Raw genomic sequence first — 17046 nt, 5'->3', positions numbered from 1 at the left:
CAGAGGCTTATCTACGGGTGTTTCCGTGGGGCCAGCATGCTGCAGAAATCCGGATTGACTATCGACGGCGAGGCCGCACCAAAGAACGGCGCTCAGATCTCTGCCGAGGATGCCGCACTGATCTATGTCAGCGATACCGAGCCCGGTATCCGCCGACTGAAAGCGGGCAAGGGATTTTCCTACAGGGGAGCTGACGGAAGGCCGGTCTCGGATGCCACCCGAGCGCGCATCGAGGCGATCGTTATCCCGCCGGCCTGGACGGATGTGTGGATCTCGCCCGAGGCGGACGGCCATATCCAGGCAACCGGCAGGGATCAGCGCGGGCGCAAGCAATATCGCTACCATCCGCGTTGGGCCGAGGAACGCGACAGCGCCAAATATTCGAGCCTTGTCGCTTTCGCCGAAAGCCTGCCGGAGCTTCGGCGCAGGATCGACAGCGACCTGCGCCGCCATGGCCTGCCGCTCGAACGCGTCGTCGCCGCGATCGTCTGGCTGCTCGACAACACCATGATCCGAGTCGGCAACGCCGCTTACGCCCGCGACAACAAGAGCTTCGGCCTGACGACGCTGCGGGACCGCCATGTCGACATCAAGGGATCGAGCCTGCGGTTCGCCTTCAAGGGCAAATCGGGCAAGGAATGGAAATTGAAGCTGGTCGATCGCCGCATCGCGCGAATCGTGCGGGGCGCGCAGGACCTGCCGGGCCAAAAGCTGTTCCAGTATCTCGATGAGGACGGCAACAGACACCCGGTGCGCTCCGAGGACGTCAACCGCTACATCCGCGAGGCCATCGGCGATGCATTCAGCTCGAAACATTTCCGTACATGGGGCGGCACCATTCACGCCGCGTCGCTGTTCGCGCAAACGGTGCTGCCCGACAGCCAGGCACAGCAGAAACGGGCGATGAACAGCGTCATCGACAGGGTCGCCGAGCGGCTGGGCAACACGCGCGCCGTCTGCCGCCAATGCTATATCCATCCGCAAGTCTTCGAAGCATGGCTGCAGGGACGGCTGCTTGCCGAAATGGCGGAAGCCAACAAGCGCAAACGGTCGATAGACGGTCTCGATGACGAGGAAGCGCTCGTGCTGCGATGGCTGAAGACGCACGAAAGCGGACCCGCGGCAACCACCGGCCGCTGAATCCACGGCGCCTCGATTTTTTTATCGACGCCGTGTCGGGATCGGTCCTAGTGTTTCGTCCTTTGACACAGAAGAGGACAAACCATGCTCTACGCGATCTTGTGCTATGCTTCCGAAGACGTCGTCTGCTCCTGGAGCAAGGAACAGGACGACAAGGTCATGGCCAACATTCTCGATGTCCAGCAGAAATACGCGGACGCCGGCCGGCTTGGCCCGGTGGCGCGGCTTTTGCCGACGACGGCGGCGACGACGCTGAGGAAGGTCAAGGGCGAATCGATCGTCATCGACGGGCCGTTCGCCGAGACCAAGGAACAGTTCCTCGGCTTCTACACGCTCGAATGCGCCGATCTCGACGAGGCGGTGGAGTTCGCGCGCGAACTTTCCGAGGTCAATCCGAGCGGCGGCTCCTACGAAATCCGGCCGGTATCCATCTTCAATCCCACTAGGGTCGCCGTATGACCGAACTTGCCTGGATCAGCTCAGCGATCAGCGCCGCCCGCCCGCAGGCGATGGGTGCGCTGCTGCGCTATTTCCGCGACCTCGATACGGCGGAGGAAGCTTTCCAGGACGCTTGCCTCAGGGCGCTGAAGAACTGGCCGCAGAACGGTCCGCCGCGCGATCCGGCGGCCTGGCTGATCTTCGTCGGACGCAACAGCGGCATCGACGCGGTGCGCAAGCGCGCCAAGCAGGCGCCGATGCCGGAAGAGGACCAGATATCTGATCTCGAGGACGCAGAGAGCGACATCGCCGAGCGGCTCGATGGCGCGCACTACCGCGACGACATATTGCGACTGCTGTTCATCTGCTGCCATCCCGACCTGCCGGCAACGCAGCAGATCGCGGTGGCGCTGCGCATTGTCTCCGGCCTTACGGTCAAGCAGATCGCGCGCGCCTTCCTGGTCGGCGAAAGCGCCATGGAGCAGCGCATCACCCGCGCCAAGGCACGTATCGCCGACGCCGGCGTGCCGTTCGAGACGCCGGGCGCGGTGGAGCGCTCGGAGCGGCTCGCCGCAGTCGCAGCCATGGTCTACCTGATCTTCAACGAGGGCTATTCGATCAACAGCGGCGAGGCGCCAGCCCGCGCGCCGCTGTGCGAGGAGGCGATCCGGCTGGCCCGGCTGCTGCTCAGGCTGTTCCAGACCGAGCCGGAGATCATGGGGCTGACGGCGCTGCTGCTTCTCCAGCATGCGCGCGCACCGGCCCGCTTCGATGCGGACGGAGAGATCGTTCTGCTCGAGGATCAGGACCGCAGCCTGTGGAGCCGCAAGATGATCGATGAGGGGCTGGCGCTGGTCGACAAGGCGCTGCGCCACCGAAAGCCCGGCCCTTACCAGGTGCAGGCGGCGATTGCCGCGCTGCATGCGCGGGCTGAAAAGGCCGAGGACACGGACTGGGTGGAGATCGACCTGCTCTACGGCCTGCTCGAACAAATGCAGCCGTCGCCCGTCGTCACCCTCAACCGTGCGGTTGCGGTCTCCAAGGTGCGTGGCCCGGAGGCCGCGCTCGCCATGATCGAGCCGCTGGAGCAGAGGCTTTCCGGCTATTTCCACTTCTTCGGCCTCAAGGGCGGGCTTTTGATGCAACTCGACCGGGGCGAGGAGGCGCGGGTCGCCTTCGATCGCGCCATCGCGCTTGCCAACACCGCGGCGGAAGCGGCCCATATACGCATGCACATCGACCGGCTGATGAAGGACAGCGCAGCGCGCACCGCAAGCTGACCCTGGTTCAATGGTCTGGCCCGAGCTTGGACCATGCCGGGGTGGCGATTTTTTCCTGAAACCGCTATTGGCACGCCAAGACAGCGCCACCCTGCGCCTGACCGCACAGGGAATGCACGGCGCAATGCTTGACCACGCCACATGAATGGCGGGATCTGAAAGGGACAGACATGACGATAGCGAAGGAAACCGCCGAGCTGCTGGCGAAACTGGGTGTTGCCAAGGAGGCGCTTGCCGGCGGCGACCTGATCGTGCGCAGCCCGGTCACGGGCGAGCAGATCGCGGCATTGAGCACGATCTCACAGGCCGATGCGGCCAGGACCATCGATGCCGCGCACAAGGCGTTCCAGGCCTGGCGGCTGGTACCGGGCCCGAAGCGCGGCGAGCTGGTGCGGCTGCTCGGCGAGGAATTGCGCGCGCACAAGGCCGAACTTGGCCGGCTGGTGTCGATCGAGGTCGGCAAGATCCCCTCGGAAGGGCTCGGCGAAGTGCAGGAGATGATCGACATCTGCGACTTCGCCGTCGGTCTTTCCAGGCAATTGTACGGACTGACCATCGCGACCGAGCGCCCAGGACACCGGATGATGGAAACCTGGCATCCGCTCGGCGTGGTCGGCGTCATCTCCGCCTTCAACTTCCCGGTCGCGGTGTGGTCGTGGAATGCGGCGCTGGCGCTGGTCTGCGGCGATGCGGTGGTATGGAAGCCTTCCGAAAAAACGCCGCTGACGGCGCTGGCCTGCGAGGCGATCTTCAAGCGCGCCGTCAAGCGCTTCGGCACTGATGCGCCGGAAGGGCTCGCGTCGGTGCTGATCGGCGACCGCGCCGTCGGCGAGATTCTGGTCGATCATCCCAAGGTGCCGCTGGTCTCCGCCACCGGCTCGACCCGCATGGGCCGCGACGTCGGCCCGCGCCTGGCCAAGCGCTTTGCACGCGCGGTGCTGGAGCTCGGCGGCAACAATGCCGGCATCGTCTGCCCGACCGCCGATCTCGACATGGCGTTGCGCGCGATTGCCTTTGGCGCGATGGGCACGGCGGGCCAGCGCTGCACGACGCTGAGGCGCCTGTTCGTGCATGACAGCATCTACGACGCCTTGGTACCGCGGCTGAAGAAGGCCTATCAGAGCGTCTCTGTCGGCAATCCGCTGGAGACGTCGGCCCTCGTTGGGCCGCTGATCGACAAGGCAGCCTACGAAGCCATGCAGAAGGCGCTGCAGGAAGCGTCCGCCCACGGCGGCAAGGTGACCGGCGGCACGCGGGTCGAGAATGGCCATCCGGACGCCTACTACGTGCATCCGGCGCTAGTCGAAATGCCCAGCCAAGTGTCGCCGGTGACCGAAGAGACGTTCGCGCCGATCCTCTATGTGATGAAGTATTCCGATTTCGACGCCGTGCTTGACGAGCACAATGCGGTGGGAGCGGGGCTGTCGTCGTCGATCTTCACCCGCGACCTGCAGGAGTCCGAGCGCTTTCTCGGCGTCGACGGCTCGGACTGCGGCATCGCCAATGTCAATATCGGCACGTCGGGCGCCGAGATCGGCGGAGCCTTCGGTGGTGAAAAGGAAACCGGCGGCGGCCGCGAGAGCGGCTCCGATGCGTGGAAAGCCTATATGCGCCGCGCCACCAACACGGTGAACTATTCCAAGGCGCTGCCGCTCGCCCAGGGTGTCTCCTTCGACATCGAGTGACATTGCGGGTTCCGGCTCGGGTGACCTTGCGCACCCGGGCCGTTCTGCGGCCTGAGGTTCACTGCTGAGGGCAGTTATGCTGTCATTCTTCGTATGGTGCTGACGTCCCGCCGCCGAGGCGGTTTTTTTGTTTCAAAGGATACACAGCGGCACGGACCGCCTTCATAGCCTGGGCAGCGGCGAGTCTCTCAGTGGTCGGTGGAAAAGCATGCTGCGAAGGCGGCATCCACGATGGCCAGCTTGGCGGCCTGGACGGTCATGTATTCCTGAAAGAAGCGGTGCGAGACCCACATCACGGAATTGCCGCGCTGGCCCAGCCAGCCGATGCTGCCGAGCGCCTCGGCATCGCGTAGTTTTCGGGCGAGGTGGGTGCGCGACAGTTTGAGCCAACTGGCGAATTCCGCCACCGAGACCACGCTGGTCGGAATCCGATCTAGGCCGGCATGGTCGGGGTCGATGCCGGACATGAGCCGATCCATGACGATGCCGCCATTGTTGAGCCAGATGAACAGGGAAAAGGTCTGGTTGGGTTCGCGCACCGGTTTGGACGAAAGCAGGCCGTCGGCCACGAGGGGCTGCAGGGCGGCGAGCATATCGGGCCGCTCCAGGTATCTCGCCAGCCGGTCCGCGCCGTCGAGTCGGTCAAGGGTCCGTAGATGTGCGTGCACCCATCCGGTGAATGTCCGCACCGTGTCCGCTGTCGGCTGCAACGGGTGGGTGCGCCCGTCTCCGCCCGCGACGTATTCGGCGATGCGGTAATTCAGCATCTCCTTGATGAAAGCGTCGGCGGTGTTGCGGCTGGCGACCTTGTGCTGATGCACGAACTCGATGAAGCGCGACACCGTCAACGCGGTGCGACGGTCGCCCGGGTCGCGCCTGAAATGCATGGCAAGGCCGACATGGCCCATCAGCCAGCGCTGCTGCGTGGCGAATATGGAAGCAAGCCGCGGGCTGGCTTCGTAGATGTGGATCAGCGCCAACGACTGCTCCTGGACGTGGCGGTGCAGATCCGGATGAGCGGCTATGTCCTCGATGTCCAGCATCCGCCTCCTTCTGGTTGGCCAAGCTTACTGCGCTCCAAGAGCGGGTCGCGTCGAAGCGGATTCATGCGACGCGCTTTTGGCTTTTTTCGTGCATGTCGTCCTCCCAAAACCGAGGTTACTTTTGGGCGACATGCATTAAGACATTTTCAGCCTTGCGCTTTTGTGTCCAGATGAGACAGCTCGGACTAAAGTCCAGTTCTGTAGCCAATGATGGCGGCGAGACGTCGGCGGCAACCCACACGGCGGCAAGTACGGCGCGCTTAGCGATCTGGACAACCGCAGCTACGCCCCGGGTGTCGTCCTGCCGCCCGGCCATGATGGGCTGACGCGGGGTCCGCCGGCGCATACGCATCGGGAGGCCGCCGATGGCGGGTTCTGCCGCCTACTCGGCCGCCTGAACGCGATGTGCCTGGATGATGGCGCGGATCTCAGAGCGGCAGGAGCCGCAATTGGTGCCTGCCTTCAGCGCGGCGCCGATGGCTTCCACGTTCGTGCAGCCGGAAGCCACCGCCGCCGTGATCTGCTTGATCCCGACGTTGAAACAGGAGCAGACGGTCGCGCCGGCATCGGGCCGTTCGGCGCCGGCGCGGCCGGCGACGATGCGGAAGCGCTCGCGTTGGCTGGCATGGGCCTCTTCGAGCTGCTGCGTTGCCCATCCGCGCGACACGGCGACCGGGCCGGGAGCGACGAACAGGGCGCCCGCGAGCTGTACGCCATCGAAGGCGGCGATGCGATGCTGGCCGGCATCGCGGTCGTGATAGGCGAGTATTTCGGCATCGGTCGAGGCGCCGAACAGGGATTGGGCAAAAGTCGTCCAGTCGATTTTGTCGTCTGCAAAGGCGAGCTCGACCCGCCAGCCATCCCTGCAGCGGGCCACGGCCCAATAGTCGCCGGCGATCGCTTCGGGCCTTTGTCGGGTCACGGCGAAGCCGAACGCCATCGCGGCGAATTTCTCGATGTGCACCGCGACGTGCTTCAGTGCCGGCTGGCCGGAAACTGGGTCGGTGAGTGGCGCGGTGAGCGTGTCGAGCCGGCCCTTGGCGGTGAACTGGTCCGTCCAGTGCATCGGCGCGAAGATGCTGCCCCGGCGCTGGCGGGACGTGATCAGCGCGCGCACGAGCACGGCGCCGCGCGGGCTGGAAACGCGCGCGATGTCGGCGTCGCCGATGCCGTATCGCGCGGCGTCGTCGGGATGAATCTCGACGAAGGGTTCGGCGATGTGCTGCGACAGACGCGGGCTTTTGCCGGTGCGTGTCATGGTGTGCCAATGGTCGCGGACACGGCCGGTGTTGAGGATGAGGGGGAATTTCTCGTCCGTGCGGGTTTCCGTGACAGGGCGGACGGCGATGAAGCGCGCCTTGCGGTCGGGCGTGTAGAAATTGCCGTCGGCGAAGAAGCGGGTGTTCGGTGGCCCTGCTTTATCGTTCTCCGGTTGGGGCTCAGCTTGAACGTTCCCCTCCGAGAGATGTCGAGCCCAGGCGCCCCCCTCTGTCCTGCCGGACATCTCCCCCTCTAGGGGGGAGATCGGCAGTTTTGTCGACGGCGCTCGTCCTGCGGTATCGGCGATTGGCGAAGGCCGTCGTGGCATCCAATCTCCCCCCTTGAGGGGGAGATGGCCGGCAGGCCAGAGGGGGGCGCCTGGGCTCGGCGCCGGCCATTGAAAAGGCGCCAGCGCGTCGTATTCCTCCCCATTGAGGCCGGCATAAATCCCAATATCGAAATCGCGCCCACCGTCGTTTTCAAATCCCGACAGCGCCGCGTGTTCGCCAAAAACCTCCGCCGGGGATGCATGCGCGAACGCTTCGCCAAAACCCATCCGCCGCGCCACTTCCGCAATGATCCACCAATCCGGCCGCGCCTCGCCAGGTGCCGCCAGGAACGGGCACTGGCGTGAGATGCGACGCTCGGAATTGGTGACGGTGCCGTCCTTCTCGCCCCAGGCGGTGGCCGGCAGCCGGACATGGGCATGGCGCACCGTGTCTGTGTCGGCCTGCACGTCCGACACCACCACAAACGGGCAGGCCTTGATCGCTGCTTCGACGGCGTCGGCATCGGGCATCGAATCGACAGGATTGGTGGCGAGGATCCACAGCGCCTTGATCCGCCCGTCGGCGACCGCCCGGAACATGTCGACCGCTTTCAGGCCGGGCTTTTGCGCGATGTCAGGTGCATTCCAGAAGCGCTTCACGCGTTCGCGATGCCCCGAATTTTCAATCTCCATATGCGCGGCCAGCATGTTGGCCATGCCGCCGACCTCGCGTCCGCCCATGGCGTTGGGCTGGCCGGTGACCGAGAACGGCCCGGCGCCGGGCCTGCCGATGCGACCGGTGGCGAGGTGGCAGTTGATGATGGCGTTGACCTTGTCGGTGCCGGACGACGACTGGTTGACGCCTTGGCTATAGACCGTGACGGTCTTGGCGGTCGCGGCGAACAGGCCGTAGAAGCGGGCGAGCTCGTCCTCGCTCAGGCCCGTGGCGGCAGCGATGCCGGCAAGGTCGAGTGCCGAGGCGGCGAAAAGGGCTTGTCCGAAGCCGGTCGTGTGCGCCGTGATGTAGGCGCGGTCGAGCGCATTGTGCTGGCCGAGCCAAGCGAGCAGGCCGGTGAACAGGGCGACGTCGCCATCGGGCGCGATCGCCAGGTGCATGTCGGCGATATCGGATGTCATGGTGCGGCGCGGGTCCACCAGCACGATTTTCATCTCCGAGCGCTTCTCACGCGCGGCAGCTATGCGCTGGTAGAGCACGGGATGGCACCAGGCGAGATTCGAGCCGACCAGCACGATGAGATCGGCAAGCTCCAGATCCTCGTAGGTTCCGGGCACCGTGTCGGAGCCGAAGGCGCGGCGATGGCCGGCGACCGAGGAGGCCATGCAGAGGCGCGAATTGGTGTCGATATTGGCCGAGCCGATGAACCCCTTCATCAATTTGTTGGCGAGATAATAGTCCTCGGTCAGCAACTGGCCGGAGACATATAAGGCGACCGCATTCGGCCCATGTTCGGCAATGGTTTGCGAGAAGGTCGACGCGACAAGATCGAGTGCCTCGTCCCAGGAGGCGCGGCGGCCGTGGATCTCAGGATGGAGCAGCCTGCCGTCAAGACCTATGGTCTCGGCAAGAGCAGAGCCCTTGGAGCAGAGCCGGCCGAAATTCGCGGGATGATCGGGGTCGCCGCGGACCGACACCTGCCCGTCCGCGGCGACCTTCGCCAGCACGCCGCAGCCCACCCCGCAATAGGGGCAAGTGGTCCTCACCTCGCGTGCTTCGCCAATCTGCATGGGTCAGGCCGCGCGGCTGGCCAGCGCTTCGAGCGCGATGAACAGACGCTCGCCCTCGATCTTCACCGGAATGGTGCGCACCGCGCCCTCGTCGGCGCCGAGCGCCTTGCCGGTCTCCAGCGAGATGACCCAATTGTGCAGGGGGCAGGTGACCGCCGCGCCATGGACGATGCCCTGGCTCAGCGGGCCGCCCTTGTGCGGGCAATGGTCGTCGATGGCGAAGACCTGGTCCTCGGCGGTGCGGAAGATGGCGATCTTGCCTTGCGGCGTGGCAACGCAACGCGCGCCCCGGCGGGGGATGTCGGACAGGGTGCCGATCGGTGTCCAGGTCATTGGGTCGCCTTTACTTGATACGAATGCGCCCAGGCGCCCCCCTCTGTCCTGCCGGACATCTCCCCCTCGAGGGGGGAGATCGGCAGTTTTGCTGATGGCGTCCGTTCTGCGAAGTTGGCGATTGGCAAAGGCCGTTGTGGCATCCAATCTCCCCCCTTGAGGGGGAGATGGCCGGCGGGACAGAGGGTGGCTCGCGCGAACATCTCCATCACTCCGCCGCCTCCGCGAACCCGACCGAGGCCATCGGCCGGAACTCGTGCTTGTCCTTGCCTGACACGCGTTCCGACCACGGATCGACCTGGGCGAATTTCTGGGAAAAGACGAAGCGGTCGTAGAAGGCCTTGCGCTTGTCGCCATCGTCCATGATCTGGCGCTTGATCTCGGCGATGCCGACGCGCTTGGCCCATTTGTAGATGCGTTCGAGATAGCGGGCCTGCTCGCGGTACATCTGCGTCAGCGCCACGATATGCTCCAGCGCTTCGTCCTCGGTCTTGACCAGGCCAAGCACTTCGGTGCCCTTGATGTCGAGGCCTGCCGCACCCGCGAAATGGATCTCGTAGCCACTGTCGACGCAGATGACGCCGACGTCTTTGCAGGTCGCCTCGGCGCAGTTCCTCGGACAACCCGACACCGCCATCTTGACCTTGGCCGGCGTCCACGAGCCCCACATGAATTTCTCGATGCGGATGCCGAGGCCGGTGGAATCCTGCGTGCCGAAGCGGCACCAGTCGGAGCCGACACAGGTCTTCACCGTGCGCAGGCCCTTGGCATAGGCATGGCCGGAGACGAAGCCGGCCTGGCCGAGATCGGCCCACACCGCCGGCAGGTCTTCCTTGCGGATGCCCAGCATGTCGATGCGCTGGCCGCCGGTGACCTTCACCATGGGGATCTCGAACTTATCGACGACATCGGCGATGGCGCGCAGTTCGGCGGCATTGGTGACGCCGCCCCACATGCGCGGCACCACCGAATAGGTACCGTCCTTCTGGATGTTGGCGTGGACGCGCTCGTTGATGAAGCGCGACTGGTAGTCGTCGGCGTATTCGTCCGGCCGGTCGCAGACGAGATAATAGTTGAGTGCCGGCCGGCATTTGGCGCAGCCGCAGGAGGTCTTCCATTCCAGCTCCTGCATGACGGCAGGTATGGTCTTCAGCCCCTTGGCCTTGATCAGCCGGCGCACCTCGTCATGGCCGAGCGTGGTGCAGGAGCACATGGGCTGTACGGCGGCCGGGTTGTACTTGTCGCCGATGGTCAGCACCATCAGTTTTTCGACCAGCCCGGTGCAGGAGCCGCAGGAGGCCGACGCCTTGGTGTGCGCGCGCACGTCGTCGAGCGAAGTCAGCCCCTTGGCCGCGATCGCGCCCGTGATCTTGCCCTTGCAGACGCCGTTGCAGCCGCAGATTTCCGCATCATCCGGCAAGGCTGCAACGGCCGCCATAGGGTCCAGTGGGGCACCCCCCTGGTAGGACTGGCCGAAGATCAACGTATCGCGCATTTGCGATATGTCTGTTTGCTTCTTCTTGAGGTCGTTGAACCAGGCGCCGTCCGCGGTCTCGCCGTAGAGCACGGTGCCGATGATGCGGTCGTCCTTGAGCACGAGGCGCTTGTAGACGCCGGCCGCCGCGTCGCGCAGCACGATCTCCTGGCGGTCCTCGCCCTCTGCGAAGTCGCCGAGCGAGAACAGGTCGATGCCGGTGACCTTGAGCTTGGTCGGCGTGTCCATGTGGACAAAACCGGCCGCCTCGTCGCCGGCGAGCTGGCGGGCGGCGACGCGGGCCATCTCGTATAGGGGGGCGACCAGCCCATAGATCTGGCCGTTGACCTCGGCGCATTCGCCGAGCGCGTAGATGTCCGGGTCGTTGCTGCGCATGCCGGCATCGACGACGATGCCTCTGTTGACGGCGATGCCCGCCTCCTTCGCCAGCGCTGCGTTCGGCCGGATACCGACGGCCATCACCACCAGCGTCGCGGGGATGACGGTGCCGTCGACGAGTTCGACCTGCTCGACCTTGCCGTTGCCCGTGATCGCGTTTGTATTGGCCTTGGTGACAACCTTGATCCCGCGCTGCTCGACGGCGCGCTGTAACAGATAGCCTGCCGCCGGATCGAGCTGGCGCTCCATCAGCGTCGGCATGACATGCAGCACGGTGACGTCCATGCCTTGCGCGTTGAGGCCCGCTGCTGCTTCCAGTCCGAGCAGTCCGCCGCCGATGACCACAGCCTTGGCGCGCGACTGGGCCGCGAGCATCATCGCCTGGACGTCGTCGAGGTCGCGATAGGTGAGAACGCCGGGCAGGTTGTGGCCGGGCACCGGGATGATGAACGGCACCGAGCCGGTGGCGATGACAAGCTTATCGTAGGGTTCGGTGACGCCGTGGTCCGACGTGACGGTCTTCGCTGCGCGGTCGATGGCGACGATCTTATGGCCCTTGTAGAGGGTGATGTTGTTGGCGATGTACCAGCCGTCGCCATGGATGATGATTTCTTCGTAGGCCTTCTCGCCCGAGAGGACCGGCGACAGCATGATGCGGTCGTAATTGACGCGCGGTTCGGCGTTGAAGATGGTGACGCTGTAGCGGTCCGGCGCCTGTTCCAGCAGGTGCTCCAGCATGCGCCCGGGGGCCATGCCGTTGCCGATGATGACGAGTTTTTGGGTCATGTTCCTAATCCGCTCCGGTGTCACTCTGCAGCATAGGAAAGGGTCGACGCCTTGGTTGATGCGGCCCGCCCCATCCGCCTGACGCTGACATGCATCCAGGCAAAGCAGGCGACGACGAGGACGAAGAGCAGCATGAAGCAACTCGACCAGACGCCGGTGAGATCGTTCAGCGCGCCAAAGGCGATCGGCAGGATGAAGCCGCCAAGGCCGCCGATCATGCCCACGACGCCGCCAACGGCCCCGACGCTCTGCGGATAGTAAGCCGGGATATGTTTGTAGACGGCGGCCTTGCCGAGGCTCATGAAGAAGCCGAGCACGCAGGCGACGGCGATGAAGGCGAGCGGGCCGATCTCGAAATGGAAGGCGATCGGCCCGCTGATGCCGCGCACCACATAGTCTGCCGAGGGGAGAGACAGCACCAAGGTCGCGACGGCACAAACGGAGAAGGTCCAGTAGAGTACGGTACGAGCGCCGACGCGGTCGGAAAGCACTCCGCCATAGGCGCGGAAGATGCTCGCGGGAATCGAATAAGCCGCGCCGATCATGCCGGCGGTCGCCAGCCCGAAGCCGTAAACGCCGATCAGGTAGCGCGGCAGCCACAGCGACAGCGCCACGAACGCACCGAAGGAGAAGAAGTAATAGAAGGCGAAGCGCCAGACCTGCGGGTTCTTCAGCGGCGCGAATTCCTGCCAGAAGCTCCTCGCAGGCGTGGTCTTGCCGGCGCGGCGCTCGCGAATCACGGGATCGTCGCCGGTCGTGAACCAGAAGATGGCGGCCATGATGACGAGTGCTGCCGCCCAGATCAGCGCGACCGATTGCCAGCCCCAGGCGAGAAGCACGAAAGGCGCCAGGAATTTGGTGACAGCGGCGCCGACATTGCCGACACCGAAGATGCCGAGCGCCGTGCCCTGCCTGCCCGCCGGGAAGAAGCGCGAGACATAGGCGACGCCAACGGCGAAGGAGCCGCCGGCAAGCCCGACGCCGAGTGCAGCGATCAGCATCTGTCCGTAAGTGTGCGCAAAAGCGAGCAGGAAGGTCGCTACCGCCGCAGCGAGCATGGTGGCGGTGTAAACCAGCCGTCCGCCATAGCGGTCGGTCCAGACGCCGAGCACCATGCGCACGAGGGAGCCGGTGAGGATCGGCGTGCCGACGAGCAGGCCGAACTCCGTCTCGTTCAGCCCAAGTTCCTGCTTTATGCGCACGCCGATGATGGAAAAGATCGTCCACACCGCAAAGCAGACTGTGAACGCGATGGTGGACATCACGAGCGCCTGCCGGGGGGCATTGTCCTGGCTGGGCGCGGCTGGGAGGATTGCGGTCATGTCAGGCTCCGGTTTGCGATGGAGAAGCACCGCGCGTGTTTTCTTGATCGATGGTCAGCGGCGCGGCATCAGCGCGGCGAGCTTGGCGCGTTCACTTGGGCACCTTTGCCCTCGGCCACGGCGCCAACCGGGAACAGCATCTTCGCTGCGACGAACAGCGCCGCCGCCAGCGCGCTGCTGGCGACAAAATCGCGGCGCGTGAAATCCTTGAGGGTTGTTCCAGTTCCGATCCGTTTCGTCATCGTCGTCTCCGGTTGGGCGCTGCCTGGGACCAGCACCGTCGATTGCGTGTTCGGCCAAACAAAAAAGCCGCCGGCCAGGTCTTCGCGTCCGGGAATCCGGATCGCGTCTTGACCTGAGCGGCAGCTTTGCCTGTGGGCGCCCGCCATTGGACGCCTGTTCCGTGACCCACTAAGGGTCCGGTTATTTCAATGCAGGAACCGTGCCAGTCTCGCCTTAGAAAGGAATTTCGAATGAATTCAGCTGAATAGCCGATTCACGGGCAGATCCGGCCACCAGGTGACAAGGCCAAACATTGGTCAGCTATGCGATCAGTCCGCATAAATTTTGTGCAATGCACAAGAATGGCGCGGAAATGATCACCCTTGCCGCTGCGCCCCGATATAAGCGTCGATCTGGTCCGGATCGAAGATGCGGCCGTCGAAGAAACCGTCGGGGCCGAGCACCAGGCTTGCCCCGGCCGAGCCGACGGGCGTTGCGATCTTCAACGCCCCCTCGACCTTGGCATTGGCGCCCGGCAGCGCTACGCCGAGTGGCTTCAGCGCCGCCCGATAGAGGTCGGGCCGGTAGCAGTCGCGGGCGACGGCGAGGTTTTCAGGCGTGTGCGCGATATCGCCCCAGCGCACCATCTGGGTGTAGAACCACAGCGCATGGCTCTTCCAGGGAAAGTTCGCCGCCTTGTCGAACGGAACGAAGAAGTCCTCGACGTTCCGCTCGGCGCCGCTGCCGAGGCGGAGATGTCCGGTCAGGACCGGCATCTGGATTTCGGCGGACTGGCCAAGGAGGCCGGGCTGCGCCATCAGCGCCGCCAGTTCGCCTCGATTGGCCGGGTCCTGGCACCAGCGGGCGGAGTGGTGCAGTGCCCTGAGCAGCGCCGCCAGCGCCTCCGGCTGCGCTTCGGCCCAGGCCTTGCGCGCACCGATCACCTTTTCGGGACTGTTGCGCCACAAAAGCGCCTTGACGGTGACGATGTGGCCGGTGCCGGCCGCGACGGACGCACTGTTCCAGGGTTCGCCGACGCAATAGCCGTCGATGCGGCCGGCGGCCAGCGCGTCGGCCATGAAGGGCGGCGGCACGATGACGATCTCGATCTCACCGTCGGGGTCGATGCCGCAGGCGGCGAGCCAATAGCGCAGTTCGTAATTGTGCCCGGAATGCGGATGCACGACGGCGAAGCGTAGCGGGTCGCGGCCGGCCGCCGCGCGTTCGCGGATAAACGCGCCGAGCGCCGCGCCGGCGCGGGCCGGATCGAGATCCGATACGGCGCCGTGCGCCGCCATGCCTTCCCAGACGGCGTTGGAGATGGTGACGCAATTGCCGCCGAGGCCGAGCGAAAAGGGCACGATCGTCTCGGATGCCAGCGGCGTGAGCCCGAGGTTGCAGGCGAGCGGCATCGGCCCAAGCATATGGGCAAGGTCGAAATGGCCAATGGCGATGCGGTCGCGGATGTTGGCCCAGGAGGTTTCGCGGTGGAGGACGAGATCGACGCCTTCGCGCGCGGCAAAGCCCATTTCGCCGGCCGCGACCAGCACGGCGCTGTCGAACAGGGGCATGAAGCCGGCGGTGATCTGATGCGCAGCTGTCATGCTCATTCATCCTCCAGCGGCCCGAGCAGCCCGGCTGTCGTCACCAGGCTATGGGCGATGTCGCTGATCTTGCGGTTCTGGTTCATCGCCGTCTTGCGCAGCAGCGTGTAGGCCGCGTCTTCGCTCAGACCCCGCGATTTCATCAATATTCCCTTGGCGCGGTCGATGACCTTGCGGTTCTCGAGTTCGCTGCGCGCTTCCTCCAGTTCGCGTGCCATGCGAGAAAAGGCGTTGAAGCGGCTGACGGCCATGTCGAGGATCGGCTTCACGCGTTCCTGCCTGAGGCCATCGACGACATAGGCGGACACGCCGGCATCGACCGCGGCCTCGATAGAGGCCTGGTCGGAACGGTCGACGAACATGGCGATCGGGCGCTTCACCGCGCGCGACAGCTGGAACATGTTCTCCAGCATGTCGCGGTTGGGATTTTCGAGGTCGATGACAATCACGTCGGGTTCGATCTCGGCGATGCGGCGCGCAATGCCCGCCACGTCATGGACGACGGTCACCCGCTGATGGCCGGCCTCGCGCAGTCCCGCCTCGATGATCGAGGCGCGGATACGGTTTTCGTCGATCACCAGGACGGCTAGGGAGGATAGGACCATGCCCCGCATTGTGGGCAAGGTCGCGGAATTGTGCAATGCGGCATAGCCAGTGCAGCAGAAGGGGCGTGGCCGCAGCTTACCGCATTGCAATCAGGCCACGCAGATGCACTTCAGCGATCCTCGGGTCAGGTGCAGACACGAACCTCTTCGATCACCCTGTGATGGTGGCGCCAGTGTTTCACCAACTCGATGTGGCAGCGGTGGTGACGATGGTAGCGGCGGTATTCGCGGTCGCTGTAACGAACATCGCTGTCCTCGTCGTCATTATAGCGATTGTCGATATAACGCTGGCGATCGTGATGGCGGCGCACGACGACCTCGCCATTGTCATAGTCGTCGTCGGGCGAATACTGGGGCTCGTCGCCGGACTGGATGGTGACGCTCGCGGCCTGCGTCGGCGCAATGACGGAAGCCGAAGCGGCCAACGCCATCATCGAGGCCAGGAAAAAGCTTCTCATGTCTCGTCCTCCTGTTGTCCAAGCCATATCAACTCGCAAAAGGAGCCGCCGTTCCGATACCGCCCTACACGCTTTCCAACGCGGTCGACATCAAGGCGTTATCGGCGCGTGGCTACAGGCGGACAAAGGCGGTCAGCGGCAGATGGTCGGAGGCGACCCGCGACAGCGGCGTGTCATGCGCTTCGACGGCCGCGATCATTCCGTGCCGGTTGGCCATGATGCGGTCGAGCGCCAGCAGGGGCAGGTTCGAGGGGAAGGTGGGAACAGCCGGAGGCAACGGTCCAAACGTCAGATGCAGCGTGTTCAGCGCGGAGCGGTTTCCGAGGCGCCATTCGTTGAGGTCGCCGAGCAGCAGCGTCGGCTTCTCGTCGGGGCTGTTCATGATATCCAGTACGACCTGTGCCTGCTGCGACCGCGAACGGCGCAGCAGGCCCAAATGCGCCGCGATGACGCGCAGGGACTGGCTTCCGTCGAGGTCGATTTCTGCCACCAGAGCGCCACGCGGTTCCAGCCCGGGAAGCCTGATCTGATGCACGTCGCGCACGACGCCCTTTTTGAAAAGCAAGACGTTGCCGTGCCAGCCATGGCCCTTGCCGGTTGCCGAAATCGGCACCGGCACCAGGCCGGTTTCCAGTTCGAGCCGGGACAGGTCGAGAAGTCCGGTCCGGTCGCCGAAACGATTGTCCGCTTCCTGCAGGGCGATGACATCCGGGTCGATCTCGCGGATGACGCGACTGGTGCGCTCGGGATCGAACTTGCGGTCGACGCCGATGCATTTGTGGACATTGTAGGAGGCGACCAGCGTTCCGGTGGCGTCCGCCTTGTTGGTCGACGTGGCATTGGCCTTCCGCATCCGCTTGTCGCGAATGGACAAAAGCATGCTTGCCGGCAGGCTGCGCCCGTTCACCCGCATCGTTTGCCCGCCATTCCTGCTGCTTGCACCATGCACCTCAAAAAATAGAACCTTTCGGCATCTGTTCCAT

At 64.7% G+C, this 17046-nt stretch carries 14 protein-coding genes; 4 read left to right on the top strand and 10 right to left on the bottom strand.

Features of this window, described 5'->3' with window-relative positions; translation table 11 throughout:
* Positions 1 to 36: 36 nt before the first annotated feature.
* The 4 genes from FJ940_RS27840 to FJ940_RS27825 all read left to right on the top strand — a co-directional run bounded on the left by FJ940_RS27840 (position 37) and on the right by FJ940_RS27825 (position 4543).
* Positions 37 to 1140 carry a DNA topoisomerase IB gene (locus tag FJ940_RS27840; protein WP_140658524.1) on the top strand — a complete coding sequence of 368 codons (1104 nt, stop codon included), beginning with the start codon at positions 37 to 39 and terminating at the stop codon, positions 1138 to 1140.
* An 84-nt stretch (positions 1141 to 1224) separates the two neighbouring features.
* Positions 1225 to 1599, top strand: coding sequence for a YciI family protein (locus FJ940_RS27835; protein WP_140496184.1), 375 nt, complete (start codon positions 1225 to 1227; stop codon positions 1597 to 1599).
* Entirely contained in the window at positions 1596 to 2858 is a 1263-nt protein-coding gene (locus FJ940_RS27830) for an RNA polymerase sigma factor (RefSeq protein ID WP_140522297.1), read from the top strand. The genes FJ940_RS27835 and FJ940_RS27830 overlap by 4 nt, the downstream gene beginning before the upstream one ends.
* 170 nt (positions 2859 to 3028) lie before the next feature.
* A complete protein-coding gene (locus tag FJ940_RS27825) occupies positions 3029 to 4543 on the top strand; it encodes an aldehyde dehydrogenase family protein (protein ID WP_140658523.1) in 1515 nt (504 codons plus the stop codon).
* A gap of 188 nt (positions 4544 to 4731) precedes the next feature.
* On the opposite strand, the gene FJ940_RS27820 is transcribed toward FJ940_RS27825, so the two are convergent.
* The 10 genes from FJ940_RS27820 to FJ940_RS27775 form a co-directional block, all read right to left on the bottom strand.
* Positions 4732 to 5586 carry a hypothetical protein gene (locus tag FJ940_RS27820; protein ID WP_140496181.1) on the bottom strand — a complete coding sequence of 285 codons (855 nt, stop codon included), beginning with the start codon at positions 5584 to 5586 and terminating at the stop codon, positions 4732 to 4734.
* Positions 5587 to 5968: 382 nt separating this feature from the next.
* The gene (locus tag FJ940_RS27815) at positions 5969 to 8860 is read right to left on the bottom strand and encodes a nitrate reductase (protein WP_140658521.1); all 2892 of its coding nucleotides are present in this window, start codon (positions 8858 to 8860) and stop codon (positions 5969 to 5971) included.
* 3 nt (positions 8861 to 8863) lie between these two features.
* Positions 8864 to 9193, bottom strand: a complete 330-nt coding sequence (nirD, locus tag FJ940_RS27810) for a nitrite reductase small subunit NirD (RefSeq protein ID WP_140658519.1) — start codon at positions 9191 to 9193, stop codon at positions 8864 to 8866.
* 208 nt (positions 9194 to 9401) lie between these two features.
* Positions 9402 to 11852, bottom strand: a complete 2451-nt coding sequence (nirB, locus tag FJ940_RS27805) for a nitrite reductase large subunit NirB (RefSeq protein WP_140658517.1) — start codon at positions 11850 to 11852, stop codon at positions 9402 to 9404.
* A 20-nt stretch (positions 11853 to 11872) separates the two neighbouring features.
* Positions 11873 to 13174: a nitrate/nitrite transporter gene (locus FJ940_RS27800; RefSeq protein ID WP_140496177.1), complete on the bottom strand. Its 1302-nt coding sequence runs from the start codon at positions 13172 to 13174 to the stop codon at positions 11873 to 11875.
* 68 nt (positions 13175 to 13242) lie between these two features.
* Positions 13243 to 13563: a hypothetical protein gene (locus FJ940_RS27795; RefSeq protein WP_140496176.1), complete on the bottom strand. Its 321-nt coding sequence runs from the start codon at positions 13561 to 13563 to the stop codon at positions 13243 to 13245.
* A gap of 210 nt (positions 13564 to 13773) precedes the next feature.
* The gene (locus FJ940_RS27790; RefSeq protein ID WP_181167297.1) at positions 13774 to 15000 is read right to left on the bottom strand and encodes a CmpA/NrtA family ABC transporter substrate-binding protein; all 1227 of its coding nucleotides are present in this window, start codon (positions 14998 to 15000) and stop codon (positions 13774 to 13776) included.
* A gap of 2 nt (positions 15001 to 15002) precedes the next feature.
* Positions 15003 to 15605 (bottom strand): ANTAR domain-containing response regulator, encoded by a 603-nt coding sequence (locus FJ940_RS27785; protein ID WP_140496174.1) that lies wholly within the window; start codon positions 15603 to 15605, stop codon positions 15003 to 15005.
* A gap of 125 nt (positions 15606 to 15730) precedes the next feature.
* Complete coding sequence (locus FJ940_RS27780; protein WP_140496173.1) at positions 15731 to 16063, bottom strand: hypothetical protein; 333 nt, start codon at positions 16061 to 16063, stop codon at positions 15731 to 15733.
* Between the two features lie 112 nt (positions 16064 to 16175).
* Complete coding sequence (locus FJ940_RS27775; RefSeq protein ID WP_140549708.1) at positions 16176 to 16976, bottom strand: endonuclease/exonuclease/phosphatase family protein; 801 nt, start codon at positions 16974 to 16976, stop codon at positions 16176 to 16178.
* Positions 16977 to 17046 lie beyond the last annotated feature (70 nt).

Source organism: Mesorhizobium sp. B2-3-7 (assembly GCF_006442695.1).
Classification (GTDB): Bacteria; Pseudomonadota; Alphaproteobacteria; order Rhizobiales; family Rhizobiaceae; genus Mesorhizobium.
This window is presented reverse-complemented; position numbering and strand designations above follow the sequence as displayed.